The organism is Methylomonas sp. 2BW1-5-20, assembly GCF_052474515.1.
Map to the genome: position 1 here is coordinate 2259746 of NZ_CP184127.1, position 20042 is coordinate 2279787.

19 protein-coding genes are annotated in these 20042 nt (G+C 50.6%); 4 read left to right on the forward strand and 15 right to left on the reverse strand.

The window, feature by feature from the left end; translation table 11 throughout:
* Positions 1-190 precede the first annotated feature (190 nt).
* The 14 genes from rfaD to ACH50O_RS10275 form a co-directional block, all read right to left on the reverse strand.
* Positions 191-1132 (reverse strand): ADP-glyceromanno-heptose 6-epimerase, encoded by a 942-nt coding sequence (gene rfaD, locus ACH50O_RS10210; RefSeq protein WP_446811910.1) that lies wholly within the window; start codon positions 1130-1132, stop codon positions 191-193.
* A 5-nt stretch (positions 1133-1137) separates the two neighbouring features.
* Positions 1138-1584 (reverse strand): 50S ribosomal protein L9, encoded by a 447-nt coding sequence (gene rplI / locus ACH50O_RS10215; RefSeq protein ID WP_446811911.1) that lies wholly within the window; start codon positions 1582-1584, stop codon positions 1138-1140.
* Positions 1585-1630: 46 nt separating this feature from the next.
* Positions 1631-2494: a hypothetical protein gene (locus ACH50O_RS10220; protein ID WP_446811912.1), complete on the reverse strand. Its 864-nt coding sequence runs from the start codon at positions 2492-2494 to the stop codon at positions 1631-1633.
* Positions 2495-2563: 69 nt separating this feature from the next.
* Complete coding sequence (gene rpsR, locus ACH50O_RS10225; protein ID WP_036274687.1) at positions 2564-2794, reverse strand: 30S ribosomal protein S18; 231 nt, start codon at positions 2792-2794, stop codon at positions 2564-2566.
* 25 nt (positions 2795-2819) lie between these two features.
* Complete coding sequence (gene rpsF, locus ACH50O_RS10230) at positions 2820-3248, reverse strand: 30S ribosomal protein S6 (protein WP_446811913.1); 429 nt, start codon at positions 3246-3248, stop codon at positions 2820-2822.
* Between the two features lie 140 nt (positions 3249-3388).
* On the reverse strand, positions 3389-4741 hold the full coding sequence (locus ACH50O_RS10235) for a flagellar hook-length control protein FliK (RefSeq protein ID WP_446811914.1): 1353 nt from the start codon (positions 4739-4741) through the stop codon (positions 3389-3391).
* 27 nt (positions 4742-4768) lie between these two features.
* Complete coding sequence (gene fliJ, locus ACH50O_RS10240; RefSeq protein ID WP_446811915.1) at positions 4769-5221, reverse strand: flagellar export protein FliJ; 453 nt, start codon at positions 5219-5221, stop codon at positions 4769-4771.
* Positions 5221-6570, reverse strand: coding sequence for a flagellar protein export ATPase FliI (fliI, locus tag ACH50O_RS10245; RefSeq protein ID WP_446811916.1), 1350 nt, complete (start codon positions 6568-6570; stop codon positions 5221-5223). Before fliI ends, fliJ begins: the two co-directional genes overlap by 1 nt.
* Complete coding sequence (locus ACH50O_RS10250; protein WP_446811917.1) at positions 6567-7271, reverse strand: flagellar assembly protein FliH; 705 nt, start codon at positions 7269-7271, stop codon at positions 6567-6569. The genes fliI and ACH50O_RS10250 overlap by 4 nt, the downstream gene beginning before the upstream one ends.
* Positions 7258-8268, reverse strand: a complete 1011-nt coding sequence (gene fliG / locus ACH50O_RS10255) for a flagellar motor switch protein FliG (protein WP_446811918.1) — start codon at positions 8266-8268, stop codon at positions 7258-7260. The genes ACH50O_RS10250 and fliG overlap by 14 nt, the downstream gene beginning before the upstream one ends.
* The gene (gene fliF / locus ACH50O_RS10260; RefSeq protein ID WP_446811919.1) at positions 8261-10006 is read right to left on the reverse strand and encodes a flagellar basal-body MS-ring/collar protein FliF; all 1746 of its coding nucleotides are present in this window, start codon (positions 10004-10006) and stop codon (positions 8261-8263) included. Before fliF ends, fliG begins: the two co-directional genes overlap by 8 nt.
* A gap of 18 nt (positions 10007-10024) precedes the next feature.
* Positions 10025-10336, reverse strand: a complete 312-nt coding sequence (fliE, locus tag ACH50O_RS10265) for a flagellar hook-basal body complex protein FliE (RefSeq protein ID WP_446811920.1) — start codon at positions 10334-10336, stop codon at positions 10025-10027.
* A gap of 57 nt (positions 10337-10393) precedes the next feature.
* Positions 10394-11776 carry a sigma-54-dependent transcriptional regulator gene (locus ACH50O_RS10270; protein ID WP_446811921.1) on the reverse strand — a complete coding sequence of 461 codons (1383 nt, stop codon included), beginning with the start codon at positions 11774-11776 and terminating at the stop codon, positions 10394-10396.
* Positions 11763-12968, reverse strand: a complete 1206-nt coding sequence (locus tag ACH50O_RS10275; protein ID WP_446811922.1) for a sensor histidine kinase — start codon at positions 12966-12968, stop codon at positions 11763-11765. The genes ACH50O_RS10270 and ACH50O_RS10275 overlap by 14 nt, the downstream gene beginning before the upstream one ends.
* A 208-nt stretch (positions 12969-13176) precedes the next feature.
* Here ACH50O_RS10275 and prsT point away from each other — a divergent pair, with 208 nt between their 5' ends.
* Positions 13177-15978: an XrtA/PEP-CTERM system TPR-repeat protein PrsT gene (prsT, locus tag ACH50O_RS10280; protein ID WP_446811923.1), complete on the forward strand. Its 2802-nt coding sequence runs from the start codon at positions 13177-13179 to the stop codon at positions 15976-15978.
* A 230-nt stretch (positions 15979-16208) separates the two neighbouring features.
* On the forward strand, positions 16209-16955 hold the full coding sequence (gene xdp1, locus ACH50O_RS10285; protein WP_446811924.1) for an exosortase-dependent surface protein XDP1: 747 nt from the start codon (positions 16209-16211) through the stop codon (positions 16953-16955).
* 82 nt (positions 16956-17037) lie between these two features.
* On the opposite strand, the gene argC is transcribed toward xdp1, so the two are convergent.
* Complete coding sequence (argC, locus tag ACH50O_RS10290; protein WP_446811925.1) at positions 17038-18066, reverse strand: N-acetyl-gamma-glutamyl-phosphate reductase; 1029 nt, start codon at positions 18064-18066, stop codon at positions 17038-17040.
* A gap of 78 nt (positions 18067-18144) precedes the next feature.
* Between argC and ACH50O_RS10295 the strand changes: the two genes are divergently transcribed.
* Complete coding sequence (locus ACH50O_RS10295) at positions 18145-19122, forward strand: NAD(P)H-quinone oxidoreductase (protein ID WP_446811926.1); 978 nt, start codon at positions 18145-18147, stop codon at positions 19120-19122.
* Between the two features lie 2 nt (positions 19123-19124).
* The gene (locus ACH50O_RS10300; protein WP_446811927.1) at positions 19125-19970 is read left to right on the forward strand and encodes a sulfurtransferase; all 846 of its coding nucleotides are present in this window, start codon (positions 19125-19127) and stop codon (positions 19968-19970) included.
* Positions 19971-20042 lie beyond the last annotated feature (72 nt).

Here is a 20042-nt window from a genome sequence, read left to right on the forward strand (position 1 = left end):
GCAAACTAATACAAGAACGGGATTCGAGCTGGACAAACTGGAAGGGGATGCAAATACCTGATATTTCAGTCAGTTACAATTTATACGAAGGGGAAATATTGCAGTTTGGCTGCTGCACGGCCTGAGAATGAACAGAAAACGCTAGGAGTACGTTAACTCCGTCAGCTCACTGATGAGCAGACTGCGTTTGCTAGCGGTTTAACCACTCCATATAAAGCTGAACGCCTTGTTCAACGCTTTTAAATTGATGCTGACATCCTATGCCACGCAGATTTTCCAGGTTAGCTTCGGTAAAGCTTTGATAGCAACCCTTCAGATGTTCGGGGAACGGTATGTATTTGATACATCCACGTTGGTGATAACGAATTACCGCATTGGCCACATCGTTAAAGGTCTGGCTGCGGCCGGTGCCGCAATTAAAGATACCAGAGGCTTGCGGATTGTCCAGAAACCAGAGATTGACATCTACCACATCGCCGACATAGATAAAATCTCGACGCTGCTCGCCGTTGCCGTAACCGTCGCAACCTTCAAACAACTTAAGTTCATCGGATTGCTGGATTTGATTATTCAAATGGAAGGCAACGCTGGCCATGCTGCCTTTATGGGCTTCGCGCGGACCGTAGACGTTGAAATAACGTAGACCAATCACCTGCGCCGTCAGCTTGGTGTGTCTGCGCAAATATTGATCGAATTGAAACTTGGAATAGCCGTAGACATTCAACGGACCTTCGTAGGCCAATTCTTCCTTGAAGGTTAAATCCGCACCGTAGGTAGCGGCGCTGGAAGCGTAAATGAACGGGATTTTATGGCTTTGGCAATAATGAAACAGCGTTTTGCTGTATTCATAATTGTTGTCCATCATGTAGCGGCCGTCCCATTCAGTCGTGCTGGAACAGGCGCCCTGATGGAATATGGCTTCTATCGCTTCGGCATGGAAAGCACCTTGTTGCAGTCGTTCCAAAAAGGTGCTTCTATCCAGATAATCCGCGATTTTGCAATCAACCAAATTCCGATACTTGATACCGTTGGTTAAATGGTCAACTACTAAAATTTCATCATAACCGCGGGCATTTAGCCCCAATACCAGATTGCTGCCAATGAAGCCGGCGCCACCGGTTACGATGATCACGGATTTTACTCGGCTACCACTTTAACCGGCAGCGTGACAACGATGTCGGTATGCAGATTGATAGCGATATCGTATTCGCCAATATTGCGGATTACGCCGTTTGGCAAACGCACTTCGTGCTTCTCGACCTTTACGCCGGCAGCGGTAATCGCATCGGCAATGTTTTGCGTACCGACAGAACCGAACAAGCGACCTTCGTCGCCGGTTTTGTGCGCGATAGACACGTTCAGTTTGCTGATTGCTTCGCCGCGGGCATTGGCTGCAGCCAATTTTTCAGCTGCTTGTTTTTCCAGCTCGGCGCGGCGTTCTTCAAATTCTCTGATTTTCTTAGGTGTAGCAGGAACTGCTTTACCTTGCGGAATCAGATAGTTTCTGCCGTAACCAGCTTTGATGGTTACTTTGTCGCCCAGATTACCCAGGTTCGCGGTTTTTTCCAGAAGAATGACTTCCATCGTTTTTTACCTCTTAAATCGACTTTATTGTCGAAAAATCGGGAGCTTACGCTCCATTTGGTTTTAGTTTATTACGTAAGTCCAGCCAGGTATCGGTCAGTCCGCATAACACAATCACTATCATCACATGCGGAATTAACATTAAAGTGACATACAAAAAAGGCACCATAAAACGGCTGCCTTTCATGACCGAAAACGCGGAATGCAACACTGCGGTGCCTATCATCGTGTAAGTCACCAATAGCACCAACAAGACGTTCCAGCACAACTCGGCAGTCTTACCGGATGTCAAGTACGCCGCCACCGCTACAAGCAGGGTAATTAATGTCAGCTGAAAATGCCCTTTCAAGCCCAAAAACTCGGCTTTAAAACCACCGGGATTATAAAGTACCGCCTGCCACCATCTAGCCAGAAACAAACCGAACAGCAGACCGTAAACGCTGCCTGCAGCGGCGACCCCGGTCATAAAATGCGCCAAAAGTTCCGCTGATTGCTTAATCTGCTCAAGCGGCACATCGGTTTTGCCTTCAAGCATTGGTTGCATCATGAAGTTCAGTACTTCGCGCCACAACTGCACAGGCTGATCCTGAAGCACATAAACGCCCAGGACTACAGCAACCCCCAACATGACGGCTATCTCTATTGCGAGCGCCAGATATCGTCCCTCGCGCAACACGATCGAAATCAGCCAAACCGGCAGCCAAAACGCCGAGCTGTAAAGCAAAGCGTATTGGTAATTGCCGATTAGCAGGGTACTTAAAGCTGCCGCCGCCATACAGGAACAGACCAACACATACAAGCCTTCACCCGCGCCGCGCCGCAACGTCACTAGCGCTACCGCGGCCGAACTTACGATACTTACAGGAGGAAAAAGCAAGGATAGCAAGGCCAAACTGGATGCGACCGTCATGGCCTGCATCCGTCCTTTCATAATGAAAGTGGCCAGAAATTGCACGCTACCGCCCTCCTCCGCGCTAAATTACTTGTGTGCGTCGCAAAACGGCAACAAAGCCAGGAAACGCGCCTGTTTAATAGCGGATGTCAACTGTCTTTGATATTTCGCGCTGGTACCGGTAATACGGCTGGGAATGATCTTGCCGGTTTCGGTGACATACTCGCTCAACAAATCTAAATCTTTATAATCGATTACGATCGCGTCTTCGCCGCTAAAACGGCAACCTTTTTTGCGTCTAATGTTATTACGTGCCATGGCTATTCTCTTGGTTCAATATGGATTATTCGGAATCGGCTTCAGCTTGAGTCTCTTCGACGACTCCCACTTCGACTTCTTCTGTCTCTTCTTCGACTTCTTCCTTAACGCGGCTGCCGGCTTTTTGTCCGTCGTTACCGCTGGTGGCAATCGCGGAAGGTTGTGTGACAGCGGCTTTTTGCGCCAAGGTCAGGCTGCGCAAAATAGCGTCATTGAATCGAAAACCGCTTTCCAGTTCTTCAAGAGTGGCTTGGTCGCATTCGATATTCATCAACACATAATGTGCTTTATGAATTTTTTTGATAGGGTAAGCCAAATGTCTACGGCCCCAATCTTCCAAACGGTGAATTTTGCCGGCGGCTTCTTCAACGGTGGATTTATAACGTTCTATCATAGCCGGAACCTGAGCGCTTTGATCAGGGTGGACTAAGAAGACAATTTCATAATGTCGCATGATTTCTCCTTACGGGTTTAAAAGCTTCCCGTCCGCGGGGACAGTGAAGCAAGGGATGGGGATAAATTCCCCAAAAAGCTGGGCATTATAGAAATAGGCGCTGTTTTTGCAAAGCAATTTTTCAACAGCGCCTATGGAGACTAGGCAAACAGGCTTAACAAACCGTTGCTGGCAATGGCTCTACCGGCGGCAATTTCATCGAGAATAGTGGCGGCTGATTCGTTTGCCGGCGTTTCTGGCTGATTCCGCGACTGACCGTTGCCGCCACGGTTTTGCTCGCCGGCCATTTGAAAAAACTCCCGGCCTTGTTTTTGTTCGGATTGCTGCTGGGACACATTAACATCGGCCAGATTCAAATTCTGTCCACCCAGCATCTCCCGCAACTTAGGGATAGCCGCTTCTATTGCATCTCTAACCGCTGCGTGTTGGGCGGTGAACGCCACAGTGGCCTGATCCTGATTCACATCGATTTTGATGGAAATCGGACCGAGATGCTCGGGATTCAATCGAATTTCCGCCGAAGGCACTGCTTGCTTGTGCATCCATAACAATTTGTCACCTAGTTCGGTATTCCATTCCGGATGCGTTAAATGTTTCTGTATCGCCGGAGCCGGCGTTTGATCGGCGTTATTGACCGATTTATTAAGCTGGGCAATATCGGCAGTCATTCTGGATATACTACTCTCCGCTTCCCCACCGCCGGTTTGAGTTTTCGTCGCGGCGGCCTGCTCGCTCTGAAAAGCGTTACCAGTTGAGGTATCCTGAGCAAATTGCTGAGCCCCTCCATCGTGAGCCGCTAACGTCTTGGCGAACCCACCATCCGGAATCTGGCCTTTCTGTCCGTCGCCATCGCCACTCAGCGCCGCTAAAACATCTTGCTTTGTCTCCATGCTGGGTGATTGCGGGTTTTTCTTCATTGCAGACAACGCCTGACTGGTGACTAACGCTGTCTTTAACGCATCGTTGACATTATTGCCGTTATCCGCTGCTGGCTGCACTTGCACGCCGGCCGTCATTGCTGGCGCGGCCACTTGTTGCCCGGCCAATTCCGCATTTTCCGCTACGGTGTCGGATAAATCTTCTTTATTTTCCGGCGCGGTTGGTAAAACCGGGCTTTGTTGCGCCGCTGGCACTGCTTCCAAACTTTGCAAATATTGCAAAACATCCGCTAGCGTATGCAGCGTATCATCCAGATTTATGTCCGGTTTCAACTTGGTTGCCGTCGGCAAACTATTTCCGAATAATGCGGCAAAGTTCTGCATGTTTTGGCTATTTAAGGTATCGCCGCCCAAAGCGCCGAACTGCTGCTGCAATTCCGCCAGTCCGGCACTGCCCGCGACGCCCTTACTTAACAAACTGTTCTGCAATTGCGCTAACTGCTCCAGCAGCGTCGCCGAAAACACGCCGCCTTCGCCCGCCAAACCGGCAGCCGTAGTACCGGCTCCATCTACCGAGGATAATAAAGACAGTGGATTTAAACCTTGGATGTTCATGGCAATTCTCCTAACACTTTTAGTTAATCAAGCACTTCCCGTGCCATCCTTACGCCCTGATCGCGCGGCCCGGTCGTCTTGCTCGGCCTGCTCGCGTTTATGTTCGACTTTCATTTCTTCAGCCAGCGCCAAATCGCTGACTTTTTGCAGACTTTTAGTCCGTTGGTGCGCCTCTTCCCAGTGCTTGCGGGCGCGCTGCACGTCCCGCTCGTGACTCTTTACCGCTTGCTTTTGGCCATCGATAGCATTATCGAGCTTATCGGCAAAGGCCCTAAATTCCATCAATTGACTAACATTGATACCGGCCTGTTGTCTGGCAGCAAATTTAGCCAAATAATCCAGACGGTAACTTTCCAAGCTTTCCAACTGACTTTGCTGATCCTGCAACTTTTTTTGGCTAAGCCCCAAAGCTTCCAATGCGTCACGTTCCTGACGCGCATGCAGATCGATAATGACTTTAAGCCGTTGCGACTTTTTCATCAGCTAGCCAGCAACTGCGCCAAATCGCCAAGACTGCGGCTTAAATCGACCGACTCGTCCATGCCTTGTTGCAGAAAATCCATAATCGCCGGATTTTTTTCTATCGCCTTATCAATGCGCGGATCGGCGCCCTGCCGATAGGCACCAACACTGATCAAATCCTTATTCTGTTGATAGGTGGAATACAGTCGCCGCAAATCGCGAGCCATTTGCAGGTGTTCAGGCTCGACGATATCCGGCATCACCCGACTGATCGATGCTTCGATATCGATTGCCGGGTAATGGCCCGACTCCGCCAAGCCGCGCGACAGCACCACGTGACCATCTAAAACCCCGCGCGCCGCATCGGCAATCGGATCGTTGGTATCGTCGCCTTCCGCCAACACCGTGTAAAACGCGGTAATCGAACCGCCGCCTTCGTCGCCGTTTCCGGCCCGCTCCACCAGTTGCGGCAATTTCGCAAACACCGAGGGCGGATAGCCCTTGGTAGCCGGCGGCTCGTCTATCGCCAACGCGATTTCCCGATACGCCTGAGCGTAGCGGGTCAAGGAATCCATCAAGAGCAATACATCCAAGCCCTGATCGCGGAAATACTCGGCGATGCTGGTCGCCAGCAAAGCCCCGTGCACCCGCATCAACGGCGAATCGTCGGCCGGCGAAGCCACCACTACGGCTCTGCGCAAACCTTCTTCACCAAGAATTTTCAACACAAATTCGTTGACCTCCCGGCCCCGCTCGCCGACCAGACCAACCACCACCACATCGGCATTGGTAAACTTGGTCATCATCCCGAGCAGTACGCTTTTACCAACCCCGGTACCGGCGAACAAACCCATGCGTTGACCACGGCCGACGCTGAGTATGGCATTGATCGCCCGCACCCCGACATCCAGCGCTTCGCGGATCGGTTTGCGGCTAAGTGGATTGATATTGACACCAGCCAAGGACACCTTGGCATCGGTATCGAGCGGACCTTTGCTATCCAAGGGATTGCCGGCACCGTCCAATACTCGTCCCAACAAACCGAAACCGACATTTGCCAGACTGTTCTTACCCATGGGCACCACCCGACACCCCGGCTCCAGACCATGGGTATCGCCGGTTGGCATCAAAAATAAACGCGACCCGCCGAAACCAACCACTTCAGCCGTCATAATCTTGCCGGACTTGGTAATTACCCGACACAGCGAACCTATTGCCGCCCGACAACCTTCCGCTTCCAGGGTCAAACCCACCATGCGCGACAATTTGCCTTCGACTACCAACTCCAGCGGGTCCGCAGCCAGTCTTTCCCGGTATGGCTGCAAGCGCGCCAGCCACGAATCTGAACGGTCGGCACTGGGGATCATCGCCCAAAATCCTCGCGGCGCTCGCCGCCCAACACTGTGGCAATAACCGCAGCCACCCGGCTTTCTACACTGGCATCGACTCTGGAAACTTCGGTTTCCACGGTGCAGCCGCCACGACTCAACAAAGGATTTTCATGTAAACGCCAGGGCGGCATGTTTTCATCGAGTTTTAACGCGGTGCGCACCAGAGCGGCATCTTCGGGATGTAGATTAACGGTGACCTTCTGCGAGGCCAACGGCAAGGCATTAATGGCCTCTCTGACCACACCGACAATCTCGCCGGGCTCCAACTTCAATTCCCGGCGGATTAATTGACTGGCCATGGCGATGGTCAATTTCACTAGTTCTTGTTCGACCGATTCGTCGAGTTGCTTGAAGGGTTCGCTCAGAGCTTCCAGCAAACTGGTGAGCTCGGCGGCCTGCTTTTGCAATAAGTGCAGATTTTCCTCGTAACCTTGTTTAAGTCCAGCTTCAAAACCTGCCTTTTGTCCGTCCGCGTAACCTTGCTGCTTGCCTTGTTCAAAGGCTTCGGCATAAGCCTGCTTCTGAATTTCTTCAATTTGCTCGGCAGTTAGAACTTCGGTCACGTCCTCCAACTCGACGGACTCGGAACGCGGATTACTAAAATCCTGCAGATTGGTCCAACGATCCAAAGCCTGTAGCTCGGACTCGGAAAATTTATTGCCCTTAGACGAACTCATCACCACCGCCACCGCCGCCCAAGGCTATTTCACCCGCATCGGACAGGCGTTTGGCTATCGCCAGAATATCTTTTTGTGCCGCTTCCACTTCGCTCAAACGCGCGGGAGGCGCCGCTTCCAGATCGTCCCGCAACATTTCCGCCGCACGTCTGGACATATTGGCAAAGACTTTATCACGCAAGCCGGCTTCCACGCCGCGCAAGGCCAGCAGCAATTGGTCGGTGGAGACTTCACGCAACAAGGTTTGAATACCGCGATCATCGACGTTAATCAAATCGCCAAACACGAACATTTTATCCTGGATGCGTTGCCCCAGATCGGCGTTAGCTTCGTTGATATCTTGCATCATCGGATCGCTGACACCGCTTTCTATAAAGTTGAGGATGTTGGCCGCGGCGTCGATACCGCCGATTTGCGAGGATTTGACGCCATCACTGCCGGTCAACTGTTTTTCCATGATGTCGTCCAGCTCACGCAAGGCGGCGGGCTGCACGCCTTCCAGGGTGGCGATGCGCATCAAAATATCGGAGCGCATATTTTGCGGCAACAAGGTCAGCACATCGGCAGCCTGATCGGCATCCAATAAAGATAAAATAATGGAGATAATTTGCGGATGTTCCAGGCGGATCAAGTCCGCAATCGAGCGGGTATCCATCCACTTCAATTGCTCGATACCCTTGCTATTGGCGCCCAGCAGGATCCGGTCGATGATACTGCCGGCTTTGTCGGCGCCCAGCGCGTTGGTGAGCATGTTGCGGATGTATTCGTCGGAATCCAGACCCAAGCCTGTTTCATTTTTGATTTCGATGATGAATTCTTCTAGCACCTCGTCAACCATGCCCGAGCTAATGGGTCCGAGCTGAGCCATGTTCGAACCGATCAATTGCACTTCTTTCGGACCCATATGCTTCAATACCGAGGCCGCCCTATCCTGTCCCACCGCCAATAGCAGCAGCGAAGCCCGTTGCGCGTGTGTTAATTTCTCTTGCTCAGCCATCGTCTTTTAACCAGGTTTTAATCACTTGCGCGACTAATTTAGGATCTTCGTCGATCAGTTTTTGTACATATTCCAGGCGTTTTTCGTAGCTTTGCGGCGCTTCGAGTAATAACAGGTCTTCGACGCCGGTGGTAATGGTGCGCACCTCGCCGGTTTCCTCGTCAACCGATACGGCTACTGCCACCGGCTTGCCGGTTTCGTCAAAACGTACCACCCCGCCGCTCGCCTCCGCGATTGCTTTGGCTTGCTCAAGCGCCTCTAATTGTTCTTCTTTGTCAATCAAGGTGCGCAGGCCTGGGCGCAATACCCCCATGATCAGCAACAACACCACCGCGACGGCCGCCAGCTGTTTCATTGCGCCGGCAAACCAGGCTTGTTGCCAAAAAGGCTCGGCCGGCACTTCTTCCAGCGCATCCGGCAATCTAAAGGCAACATTGGTAACAGTGACTTGGTCGCCTCGGCTATTATCGTACCCCACCGCCTGCTTGACCAAATCGCGAAGTTGATTGAGGTCTTCTTGCGAATACGCCGCCAGAGTAGCCTTACCGTCGGCTTGTACTACTTTCTTGTCATCAACCACTACCGCCACCGACAAGCGTCTTAGCGCACCAGTGGCCAGCCGAGTGTGGGTAATGGTTTTATCGAGTTCGTAATTGCGGGTTGCGGTTTTATTGGACGAACCGGATTCCGCGGCAGCTTGCTTTTCCTGACCACTGGCCACTTCCGGCGCGGTTCCGGTGGGCGGCGGCTGGTTGGAAAGGGCACCGGGCACCCCTTGCACTTTGGACAGCGAGTTATTTTCTTCCTGGGTTTGCTCGCTGCGCAAAGCGGGCAAATCCGGGTTAAACATTTCCTGCGTTTTTTCGGTAACGGTAAAATCGACGTCCGCGGAAATTTGCGCCCGCATACCGTCGCCGCCGACCAGTGGCGTCAGAATATTTTCGATGCGCTCGCGCAGATGTTCTTCTATATTTTTCTTGTACTCGAACTGCTTGCTGGACAAGGACATATCTTCGCCGCCTTCCTTACTGTTCAGCAAGCGGCCTTTCTGATCGACGACGGTAACCTGACTGGCTTCCATCAGAGGCACGCTGGATGCGACTAAATGTACGATGGATTCTATTTGTTCTTTCTCGAGCGTTCTGCCTTGATATAGCTCCACCACCACCGAGGCGCTGGGTTTTTTACGTTCGCGGACAAATACCGACTGCACCGGAATCGCCAGCAGCACTTTCGCGGATTTGACGTTTTGGATGGTTTGAATCGTCAGCGCGATTTCACCCTCCAGGGCGCGCTGAAAACGCATTTGCTCAACATTTTTGCTGGCGCCGAAGCCGTTGTCTTTATCCAGCAGTTCGTACCCCAGGCTGGTACTGCGTGGTAAACCTTGCGCGGCCAATTTCAACTTCAATTCTCGGACATTATCGGCGGGAACCATAATTGCGCCGGAGCCGGTTTCGACTTTGTAGTCGACATCCAGCTTGGTTAACGCATCGAGAATTTCCGCGGAATCCTTTTCAGCCACACCGGAAAACAGCAAATCGTAGGACGGCGCCTGCGACCACAACACCACGGCCACACCCAGTGCAACGCTGAGCGCCAAACCCAACATCAAGCCAAGCTGGCGGGTCACCGACATTTTGCTTAAGCTTTTTAAGGCAGGATGCATTTTGTCGGCGTTCGTGACGCTTAGTTGGCTGTGGGCCTCCATTGGTAGATTTCTGTCTAACTCGCTCATGGCTTATCTTCCAATATCCTACATGGACATACCCATCACATCCTTATAGGCATCCACCAGTTTATTTCTTACCTGGAGCATGGCCTGAAAGGAAACGCTGGCTTTTTGCGAAGCGATCATTACCTCCGCCAAACTTACGTCGCTCTGCCCCATTTCAAACGATTTCGCCAATCCACTGGCGGTTTGCTGGGTATTGTTCACGGCATCGATCGATTGTTTCAACATAGCCGCAAAATCGCCGGAGGTGTCGCCAGCTTGCGGCTTGGAGCCGGCCTCGATGGACATGGCCCGCATCTGGGCGAGCACTTGGTTAACATTCATATCTGACATGATAATGACTCTATTTGGTTGCCTTACCTATACCTAGCATTTTTTAAGCCAAAAACATTAACCAGGCACCATCACTCCCGCTTCCTTCATCCTGGCAATCTTGTAGCGCAAGGTGCGCGGACTGATGCCGAGCTTGGCGGCCGTGGTTTTCCGGCTACCGCTGACATCGCGCAACATCTGCAAAATAATTTTTTCCTCGGCTGAACGCACACCGTCGCCTAAGCTACCCGGCTCGGCATAACCCGTGTCAGCATCGGCTTGCCCGGATTCTACGGCAATATTTTGCACAGCGGCGGGTAAACTCGGCAAAACCAGCATGTCTTCTTCAAAAATTAGATCGTCGGCGCCGATTTGACCTCGGCTATGCAGGATTAAAGCGCGCTGCACGACATTTTCCAGCTCTCTGACGTTACCCGGCCAACTGTATTGAGATAGCTTAGCCTTTGCATCGTCGTCGAAACTGCAAACCGCTTTGCCAGCCGGACTATGCTTGCTCAACAACTCGTGCGCCAACGGCAAAATATCGCCAACCCGCTCCCGAAGCGGCGGAATCCTGAGCGGAAACACGCTTAAGCGGAAATATAAGTCCTCCCGAAACCGACCTTCGTTTACATAGTCTTTTAACTTACGATTGGTGGTCGCCAAAATTCTGACGTTCAACGCTATCTTGCGGTGACTACCCAAGCGCTCGACTTCTTTTTCCTGCAATACCCTCAACAACTTGGCTTGTAACGAGATATCCATCTCGGAAATCTCGTCCAGCAATAAGGTACCGCCTTGCGCCAGTTCGAATTTGCCGGGCGCCGATTGAATGGCGCCGGTAAATGCACCTTTCTCGTAACCAAACAACATCGCTTCCAGCATGTTTTCCGGAATCGCCGCGCAGTTGATGGCCTCAAACGGACCGGCATGATAATGTGAGTTTCTATGAATATAGCGGGCCAATACTTCCTTACCGGTACCGCTCTCACCTTCCAGCAACATGGTCACATCGGTTTTTGCAACTTTACTGGCCAATCCGTACAACTTTTTCATACGTTCGTCAGCTACTACCCGCTCACTGGCTATCGGCGCTTGTTGTGTGATTAACGACGCCACCTTATCCACCAGCATGGCTGCTTCGAACGGTTTTATCAGATAGTCGGCCGCCCCTGATTGCATGGCTTCCACGGCCTTGGGTATGGTGCCGTAAGCCGTCATCAATAGCACAGGCAACTGCTCGAATTTTTGCTGAATGTTTTGTAATAGCTGAAACCCGTCCATTACAGGCATTTGTACATCGCTGACCACCAACCTAACCGGATACTTGGCCAACTGGCTCAGCGCCTCAATGCCGTTTTTTGCGGCAATTACCCGATAACCTTCTATTTCCAGGGTATCGCACAGCGCTTCGCATAAAGCCACGTCGTCTTCTACGACAAGTAAGTCATACTGTTTCATAATCTTGCTCCATTTTGACTATACCGGTGGACAATCCCAAAGTGTATTGACTGATACAAGGCAGATTCAGGGTAAAGCGCGTGCCCTGCCCTAGCGTTGAACGACACGTCACGCTGCCGCCGTGCGCGCGCGCCACACTATCGACTACCGCCAACCCCAAGCCCGTGCCATTGGACTTAGTGGTGTAGAACGGTTCGAATAATTTACTTTGCTGTTCAGGGCTTATGCCGGGACCGTCATCCATAACCACGATACCGATGCCACCCAAATCGCCTGGCTGAATACTGACTGTAATGTTGCGAGCACCGGCTTCAACCGCGTTATTTACTAAATTCAACAACGCCCCGCGCAGAGCATCTTCATTTCCCAGCAACTGATCGGTGGAGATTCGATTTTTGATGCTGAATTCGCCGGCAAAATGATCTGCTGCTTCCGCAAGATGATTCAAAAGTTGTTGCAACGAAAAACTCTGCATCGCCATACGACCCTGTTTGGCGAAGATCAGCATATCGTTGACTTGCCGCTCCAAGTAATGCAGGCGTTCTAAAATTTTCTCGGAGAACTGTTGCCGCTTCTCCTCGGCTACCGCCGGCTTGCTCATTTGCGAAGCATAGAGAATCGCCGTTGCCAGCGGCGTCCGAACCTGATGCGCCAGACCGGCCACCATTTCCCCCATCGCACTCAACTGTTTATGCTGAGCCAAAGTATCTTGCAAGGAGCGTATTTCGCTGACATCGGACAATAAAATAATTTGTTCGGCATCGTTACCCAACGCACTATGGGTGATATTGACTTTGCGACCGTCTCTGAGTTGGCGTTCATGCGGCGATTCGAAAACCGGTTGCAAACTGCGTGCGGCCACATTCGCCCATAATTGCCCCAGCAGCGGTTCACCCAAAAAATCCAAGGAATGGGCATTGCAATCGATAATTACGCCCTGCGCATTCAACACGATTACTGCCGCCGGTAACGCCGCCAAAATCTGCTGCAGGCGACTGGCAAGCTTTTCTTTCTCGATCAGCGAGGTCAAGCGCTCGCTACGCGCCGCCTGCAACTCCCGATTGAGCTTGGCCACCTGCTCTTCCAAGCCCTGATAAGAATGCGCCAGATTTTCCGAAAGTTCGTTAAAAATCCGGAACGCATCTGTTAAGCGTTCGGTTTTTTGTTGTTGATGAAGCTCTAAAGTGCCCATATTTAGTCGCCTATTTGATAGTTAAAGCACTGCACGCAAAATTTAGACCACTTAAATATTCACATAAAAACAAACACTTATTAAATACCAGTCAAGTTTTTGACAACCGAAAAACCGCTATCGGCTCCGGACTGGTGACGGATTGGCTTTACGGCTATGCTATGCACACACTTGAGCAACCCCCACTTTCGTTATGCGCAAACATCCGATGACATCCAATTTCCCGCTAAAAAAACTGTTACTGATTCTGGCGCTCAACCCAATACAGATGAGCTATGCCGATGACGTCCAGGCCGGAAAATTTTACGAAGAGGCGTTACAGTCCTACAGAAATCAAAATAACGCCGAAGCCATCATCCAATTAAAGAATGCACTACAACAAAACGAAAAGTATGTTGCAGCTCACGTATTGCTTGGCGACATTTACTTGCAACAGAAATCGTTATCTGCAGCGGAAGTTGAACTTAGTCTGGCCAAACAATTAGGCGCGGACCCATCTTTAATCGTTGAAAACCTCGCCAAACTTTACACCTACCAAATCCGCTACAACGACTTACTCAGAGAAATCGATCCGGTGCACTTTAACACTGAGGTACGCCCGGTTTTACACGTGTACCGCGGAAACGCGTACCTGCAACTTAATCTAATTAGCGAAGCGCTGAACGAATTTGACATTGCGTTGCAAATTGCTCCAGACCAAATTAATGCCGTAATTGGGCGCGCAAATGCCTTGTTAAAGCGCGGCGATATCAAAGGTGCAGATCAGGCCGCCGAAAAGGCTTTACAAATTCAACCCAACGACCCTGGCACCTGGTTCGCGAAAGGCTCAATCAAGCACGCCAGTATGGAATTGGATGACGCGCTGAAGTTTTATGACAAGGCGATTGAGTTGAATCCCGAACATGTAGACACCCGACTTGCCAGAGCCGGCTTGCTAATGGATTTAAAGCAGGATGAAAAGGCAATGCAAGACTTAGAATATTTGCGCCGGACCGATCCGCTCGAACCCAAAGCCGCCTATCTGCATGCGGTTTTACTGGAGCGCAATAATCAAAAGGAAGCGGCAACCAAGGAATTGGAGGTAGCGGCCGACATCATCACGGGTATCAAACCGGAATATCTGACGGCGCACGGTCCGACTCTAATGCTCTCCAGCTTGGTTAACTACAGCCTGCAACGGTTCGATCTGGCCGCCGAATATCTGCGTCTATATGTTAAGCAATACCCGGAACAATCCGGCCCGTACAAATTGCTGGCCAGCATTCTTTTACAAAAAAACGAACCGGAACAAGCAATCGATTTGCTTCGTCCGCTGCAAATCCGTAATCCTCAGGATCAGCGACTCGCTTTTTTATTGGGCAGCGCGTTCATGCAAGCCGGCAAGCACGACATGGCCAATACAATGTTCGGCAAAGCCACCTCGCTTGGCAACGATAGCGGCAGTCTCCAAGCTGAAATCGGTATGAACAGATTGGCCATGGGCCAGGAACAAGCGGCAGTTCAAGACTTTGAAGCAGCATTCAAAAGAAACCCGGATGCGATTCAAGCAGGTATTCCTCTCGTCGCACTTTACATGAGCCGCGGCGAACCGGAAAAAGCGTTAAAAACAGCACAAGCGCTACACGAAAAAGCGTCGAAAAACTTTACACTACTAAATTTATTAGGCATTGCCCAATTCAATACCGGACAGTACAAACAGGCGCGGCAAAGTTTCGAGGAAGCGATTGAATTGGACCCCAATTTTCACGACGCTAAAATTAACTTAAGTAAACTGGACGTCAGCGAGAAAAACTTCGATCAAGCCAGACAACGCCTGCAAGCCCTGCAACAGAATCAACCGGGCAATATAGATATTCTGATTGAATTGGCCAGAGTGGAACAAAGTGCCGGGCGATTTGAGGCAGCCAATGACTGGTTAACAAAAGCAAAGATGATAGACCAAAAATCATTACCGACACTTTTGGCGCTGGTCGACTTGGATCTGAAAATGGGTAAAGCCGCTGAAGCTATTACCGCAGCGCAAGCCGCTGAAATGATCGACAAGAATAACCCTCAGGTTATCGATGCTTTAGCTCGTAGCTACTTGGCAAACAATAACCGAGAGAAAGCCTTGGGCGTATTTATCCGCATGGCGGACCAAGCTCGATTTAATGTCAAACAGCTTTACAAAGCGGCTCGTTATCAAATAGATGCCGGCGACTATTTTGAAGCCATAAAGACCTTAAAAAAAGCAGTTTTGGTCGACGAAAACCATATACCTTCGCAAATTGCCTTAACGGAAATGGAACTGAACCATGGAAAACCGGTATTTGCGTTAAACCGCGCGGAAAGCCTACTAAAGCAATATCCAAATCGCGCTTTTCCTCACCAGCTATTAGGCGATATTGCCGATCACGACAAAAACTTCAGTTTGGCCACCAGCCATTACCAATCCGCTTTCGAACTGGAGCCGGACACAACGTCGTTGATGCAACTTTATGAAAGTCTTAAAAAAACCAGCCAACTGGACAAAGCCTTTAATTTGCTGGATCAGTGGATTAAAAAGCACCCGCAAGACCAACGGCCGACGGTAGCCTTCGCGAACGAATTGCTTAAAAATGGCAAGTTTAAAGAGGCGGAAAAGCACTACGACGCGTTATTAAAACAATTCCCCAACGAACCGCAGTTTCTCAACAATCTCGCCTATATTTACTTGAATACTGGCAACGATAAAGCTTTATCTTATGCCGAGCAAGCCCAAAAATTAGCACCGGATCAGGCAGCCAGCAACGACACCCTGGGCTGGATAATGGTCAACCAAGGCCAAGCCGAACAGGGTCTGCACTATCTGCGTAACGCCCATTCGCGTTTGTCGCAAGATCCTGAGATTCGCTACCACATTGCAGTTGCACTAAGTAAGTTACAGCGCAAAGAAGAAGCCAAGCAGGAATTAGTTGAAGCGCTAAAATCCAAGACTTCTTTCAATGGTCAGGAACAAGCCAAAGCGCTACTCGAAAAGCTCCGTGAGTAGCCTAATTTTGAAAAAATTGTCGGTTTATTTTACATCCCTGATCTTTTTTGATCAGCCTTCCCGACTTATAAGCCGTAATAGAATGATTTCTATCATAAAAAATACTATAGGCCCATAACTTGCTGGTAAGTTTTAAATCGCGACTTGTAGTGCCTGCCCAGAAGTACAATAGTTATTACTGGTCCAACACCGACAATGCGAAAAAGACTTCGAAAAAGTGAGGAATCATCATGAATAGGAATTATTTGGCTATAACCGTGCTGTTACTGGCGCCGCTTTCTGCTCACGCCACGGCTTGGTCTTTCCCAAGTTCAGGCTCGGTGGTACCGCCGCAGGGCATCACCAGCATTAATGCATTTTCCGCAACAACCACAACATCGACATTTGCATCTGCTACCTGGGCAAATTATGGCGGAAACTTGGGCGTAACGGCCACTGCTATTAATGAAACAACTACCTCGCCCGAGCACGCCATGGATAACGTTGGCGCGATAGAGGCGTTACTTTTTAATTTCAACTCTAGCACCATTTTAAATAGCTTAACTATCGGTTGGAATAACGGAGGCGATGCCGACCTGTCTGTCCTGGCATATACCGGTACATTGACCAATGGCTCACTGCCCGCTAGCTCCAACGTTACCGGAGATAGTATCGCCACGTTATTAGCCAACGGCTGGTCGTTTATCGGTAGTTACGATATGGCGCTGAACACCGCAAAAACTATCAATAGCGCCAATGTATCATCCAGCTACTGGCTGATAAGCGCCTACAGTAGTGCATACGGTAGCGGAAAAGGCGACTCGAGCGTAAATAATGGCAACGATTATTTTAAGTTGTCAGGACTAACCGGCACTGCCGGTTCCTCTGGCGGTGGCGGTGGCGCCGGCAGCGTTCCAGAACCAACCAGCATGTTGTTATTGGCTAGCGGCGTCCTGGGCTGGAGAATGAATCGCAAAAACCAAGCCCTTACCGCATAAACCCACAGAAGCCCTCAAAAGAAAAACCGCCTTCCGGACCAGACCGGAAGGCGGTTTTTTTATGCTCCAAGCCTTGTGGGCACTAGGGATAAAGGGCCACTGTCTCTAAACCCTGGCATTCATCCAACCCAAAGACCAAATTCATATTCTGTACAGCCTGTCCTGACGCACCTTTCACCAGATTGTCAATCACGGATAAAATCACCACCGTATCGCCGCCTTGAGGTTGATGTACCGCAATCTGACACCGATTGCTACCGCGCACGTTGCGAGTGTCGGCATGACTACCAAACGGCAATAAATCGACAAATCTCTCTTCGTGATACTTCTCTTCAAACACACATTGTAAATCCAGCTTCCGGTTTAAACGCGCATACAGCGTCGCATGAATACCGCGTATCATCGGCGTCAAATGCGGCACGAAAGTTAGGCCAACCGCCTGCTTAGCGACATTTTGCAAACCCTGCCTGATTTCCGGCAAATGTCTATGCCCCGCAACCGCATAGGCCTTAAAACTTTCTCCCGCCTCGCTCATCAACGAAGAAATTTCCGCCTTGCGCCCTGCTCCACTGACGCCGGATTTCACATCGGCTATCAAATGCTGCTCATCAATCGCACATGCTTCAAGTAAAGGTAAAAAACCCAATTGCACGGCAGTCGGATAGCATCCAGGACATGCAATCAAGCGCGCATCTTTGATCTGCTCGCGATTGACTTCCGGCAAACCATAGACAGCTTCCACGATCAAATCCGGGCTGGCGTGCTGCATGCCATACCATTTTTCCCATTCTTGCGGGTCTTTAATTCTGAAATCGGCAGACAAATCGATGACTTTGATCCCTAGCGCCAACAACGCCTCCGCCATCAGCATTGCGGTGCCATTCGGCGTCGCGAAGAACACCACATCGCAGTCTTTTAAATTTTCCAGCTCCGGCAAACTAAATGTTACCTCGCAATATCCGCGCAGGCTCGGATACAACTGATCAACTCGCAATCCCACATCGGCGCGCGAAGTGACTACAGCAACTTCGACTTGCGGGTGCAATGCCAAAATTCTTAACAATTCGACTCCGGTGTAACCGGTACCGCCGACAATACCTGCACGTATCATGAATGCTCTCGCTGAAAATATACTGTTGAACTAATGCGGCGCATATAATACGACACTCTCTCCGCAAAACTTAAAACCATGCGCGCTATCGATATTTATCGCACTGCCGAATCGACCGATTTAATCCTGACTGATCAGCCGCTACCCACCCCTACTTCACATCAAGTGTTGATAAAAGTCGCGGCAGCCGGAGTAAATCGGCCAGACCTGCTGCAACGTCAAGGTTTGTATCCGCCGCCGCCAGGCGCATCCAGCGTACTCGGATTGGAAGTGGCCGGCACCATCGCCGCACTCGGTAGCGAGGTACATAATTTTAAAGTTGGCGACTCGGTCTGCTCACTACTGACCGGCGGCGGCTATGCCGAATATTGCCTCGCCAGCGCCTGTTGCTGCCTACCAATACCAAAGGGCTTTAATCCTAACGAAGCAGCCGCATTACCGGAAACTTTTTTTACGGTTTGGAGTAACGTCTTTGATAGCGCAAAGTTGAAACCCGGCGAATGTTTGTTACTGCACGGCGGCAGCAGCGGCATAGGTACCGCCGCCATTCAACTCGCTAAAGCTTTCGGAGCCCAAGTCATCGTCACTGCCGGCAGCGACGACAAATGCAGTTATTGTCGAGAACTGGGCGCAGATCTGGCGATAAATTACCGGCAACAAGACTTCGTCGAAGCAGCATTGCAGTATCGCCACGGCCAAGGCGTCGATGTAATCCTGGACATGATTGGTGGTGACTATCTGTCCCGCAATATAAAATGCCTGTCCGTGGATGGACGACTACAACAGATCGCCATCCAACACGGCGGTAAGAGCGAAATCAATCTGACTGCCGTACTGATGAAACGCCTCAGCATTACCGGCTCAACCCTACGCCCCCGTAGCGACGACTTCAAGGCAAATATAGCCCGGCAACTTTACGACAAAATCTGGCCGCTACTGGAAGCGGGCAGGATCAAACCCATCATCGACTCAATTTTTCCGCTCGCCAAAGCCGCACAAGCCCACGAACGAATGGAAAATGGTCAACATATCGGTAAAATTATTCTGGAGGTATAAGCATGTCCTACACCACATTGGTTTCCGCAGACACTCTAACTGCTAACCTAAACAACCCGGATTGGCGAATATTCGACTGTCGATTCTCTCTGGCTGACGTGACAGCTGGCCATAAAGCCTATCGACAAGGGCATATTCCCGGGGCGCGTTACGCCGATTTAAACCGGGATTTGTCCTCGCAAGTGCAATCCTATACCGGCCGCCACCCATTGCCGGACTTTACCTTATTAGGCAAAAAGCTAGGCGATTGGGGAGTTAGCAGCCGTAGTCAAATCGTGGTGTATGACGATGCCGGTGGCGCATTTGCCGGCCGCATGTGGTGGCTGCTGCGTAGCATGGGCTATACCCAAGTCGCGGTGTTGGATGGCGGATTTGGGCATTGGCGAAAACAAGGTTCGCCAGTCACCACCTCACTTCCGAAAATTGTAACCAGTCAATTCCGCGTCTACCTGGACAATCAACAATGGCTGGACGCCACTCAAGTTGCGGACGGTCTGGCGGCACGAAAAATCACGCTGATAGACGCCAGAACGCCGGAGCGCTTCCATGGCCGACAAGAACCAATAGACCCCATAGCAGGGCACGTGCCCAAAGCGCTAAACAGACCATTACAATCGAATCTGGATAAATCCGGACTGTTTTTACCCGCCGACCAGCTACGTCAGCAATTTGGCAAGCTACTAGCTCCCCATCCTGCCACACAAGTGGTTCACATGTGTGGCTCCGGCGTAACAGCCTGTCATAACCTATTAGCAATGGAAATTGCCGGATTAAGTGGTTCGAAACTTTATGCAGGCTCATGGAGCGAATGGATCACTAACCGGAATAGACCCGTCGCAACAGATTAAATACCTAACCAACAAAACCCGAGGCTTGAGAAGATTGCTTAAACCCAATATTCACTAGACAGAAATTGAAAA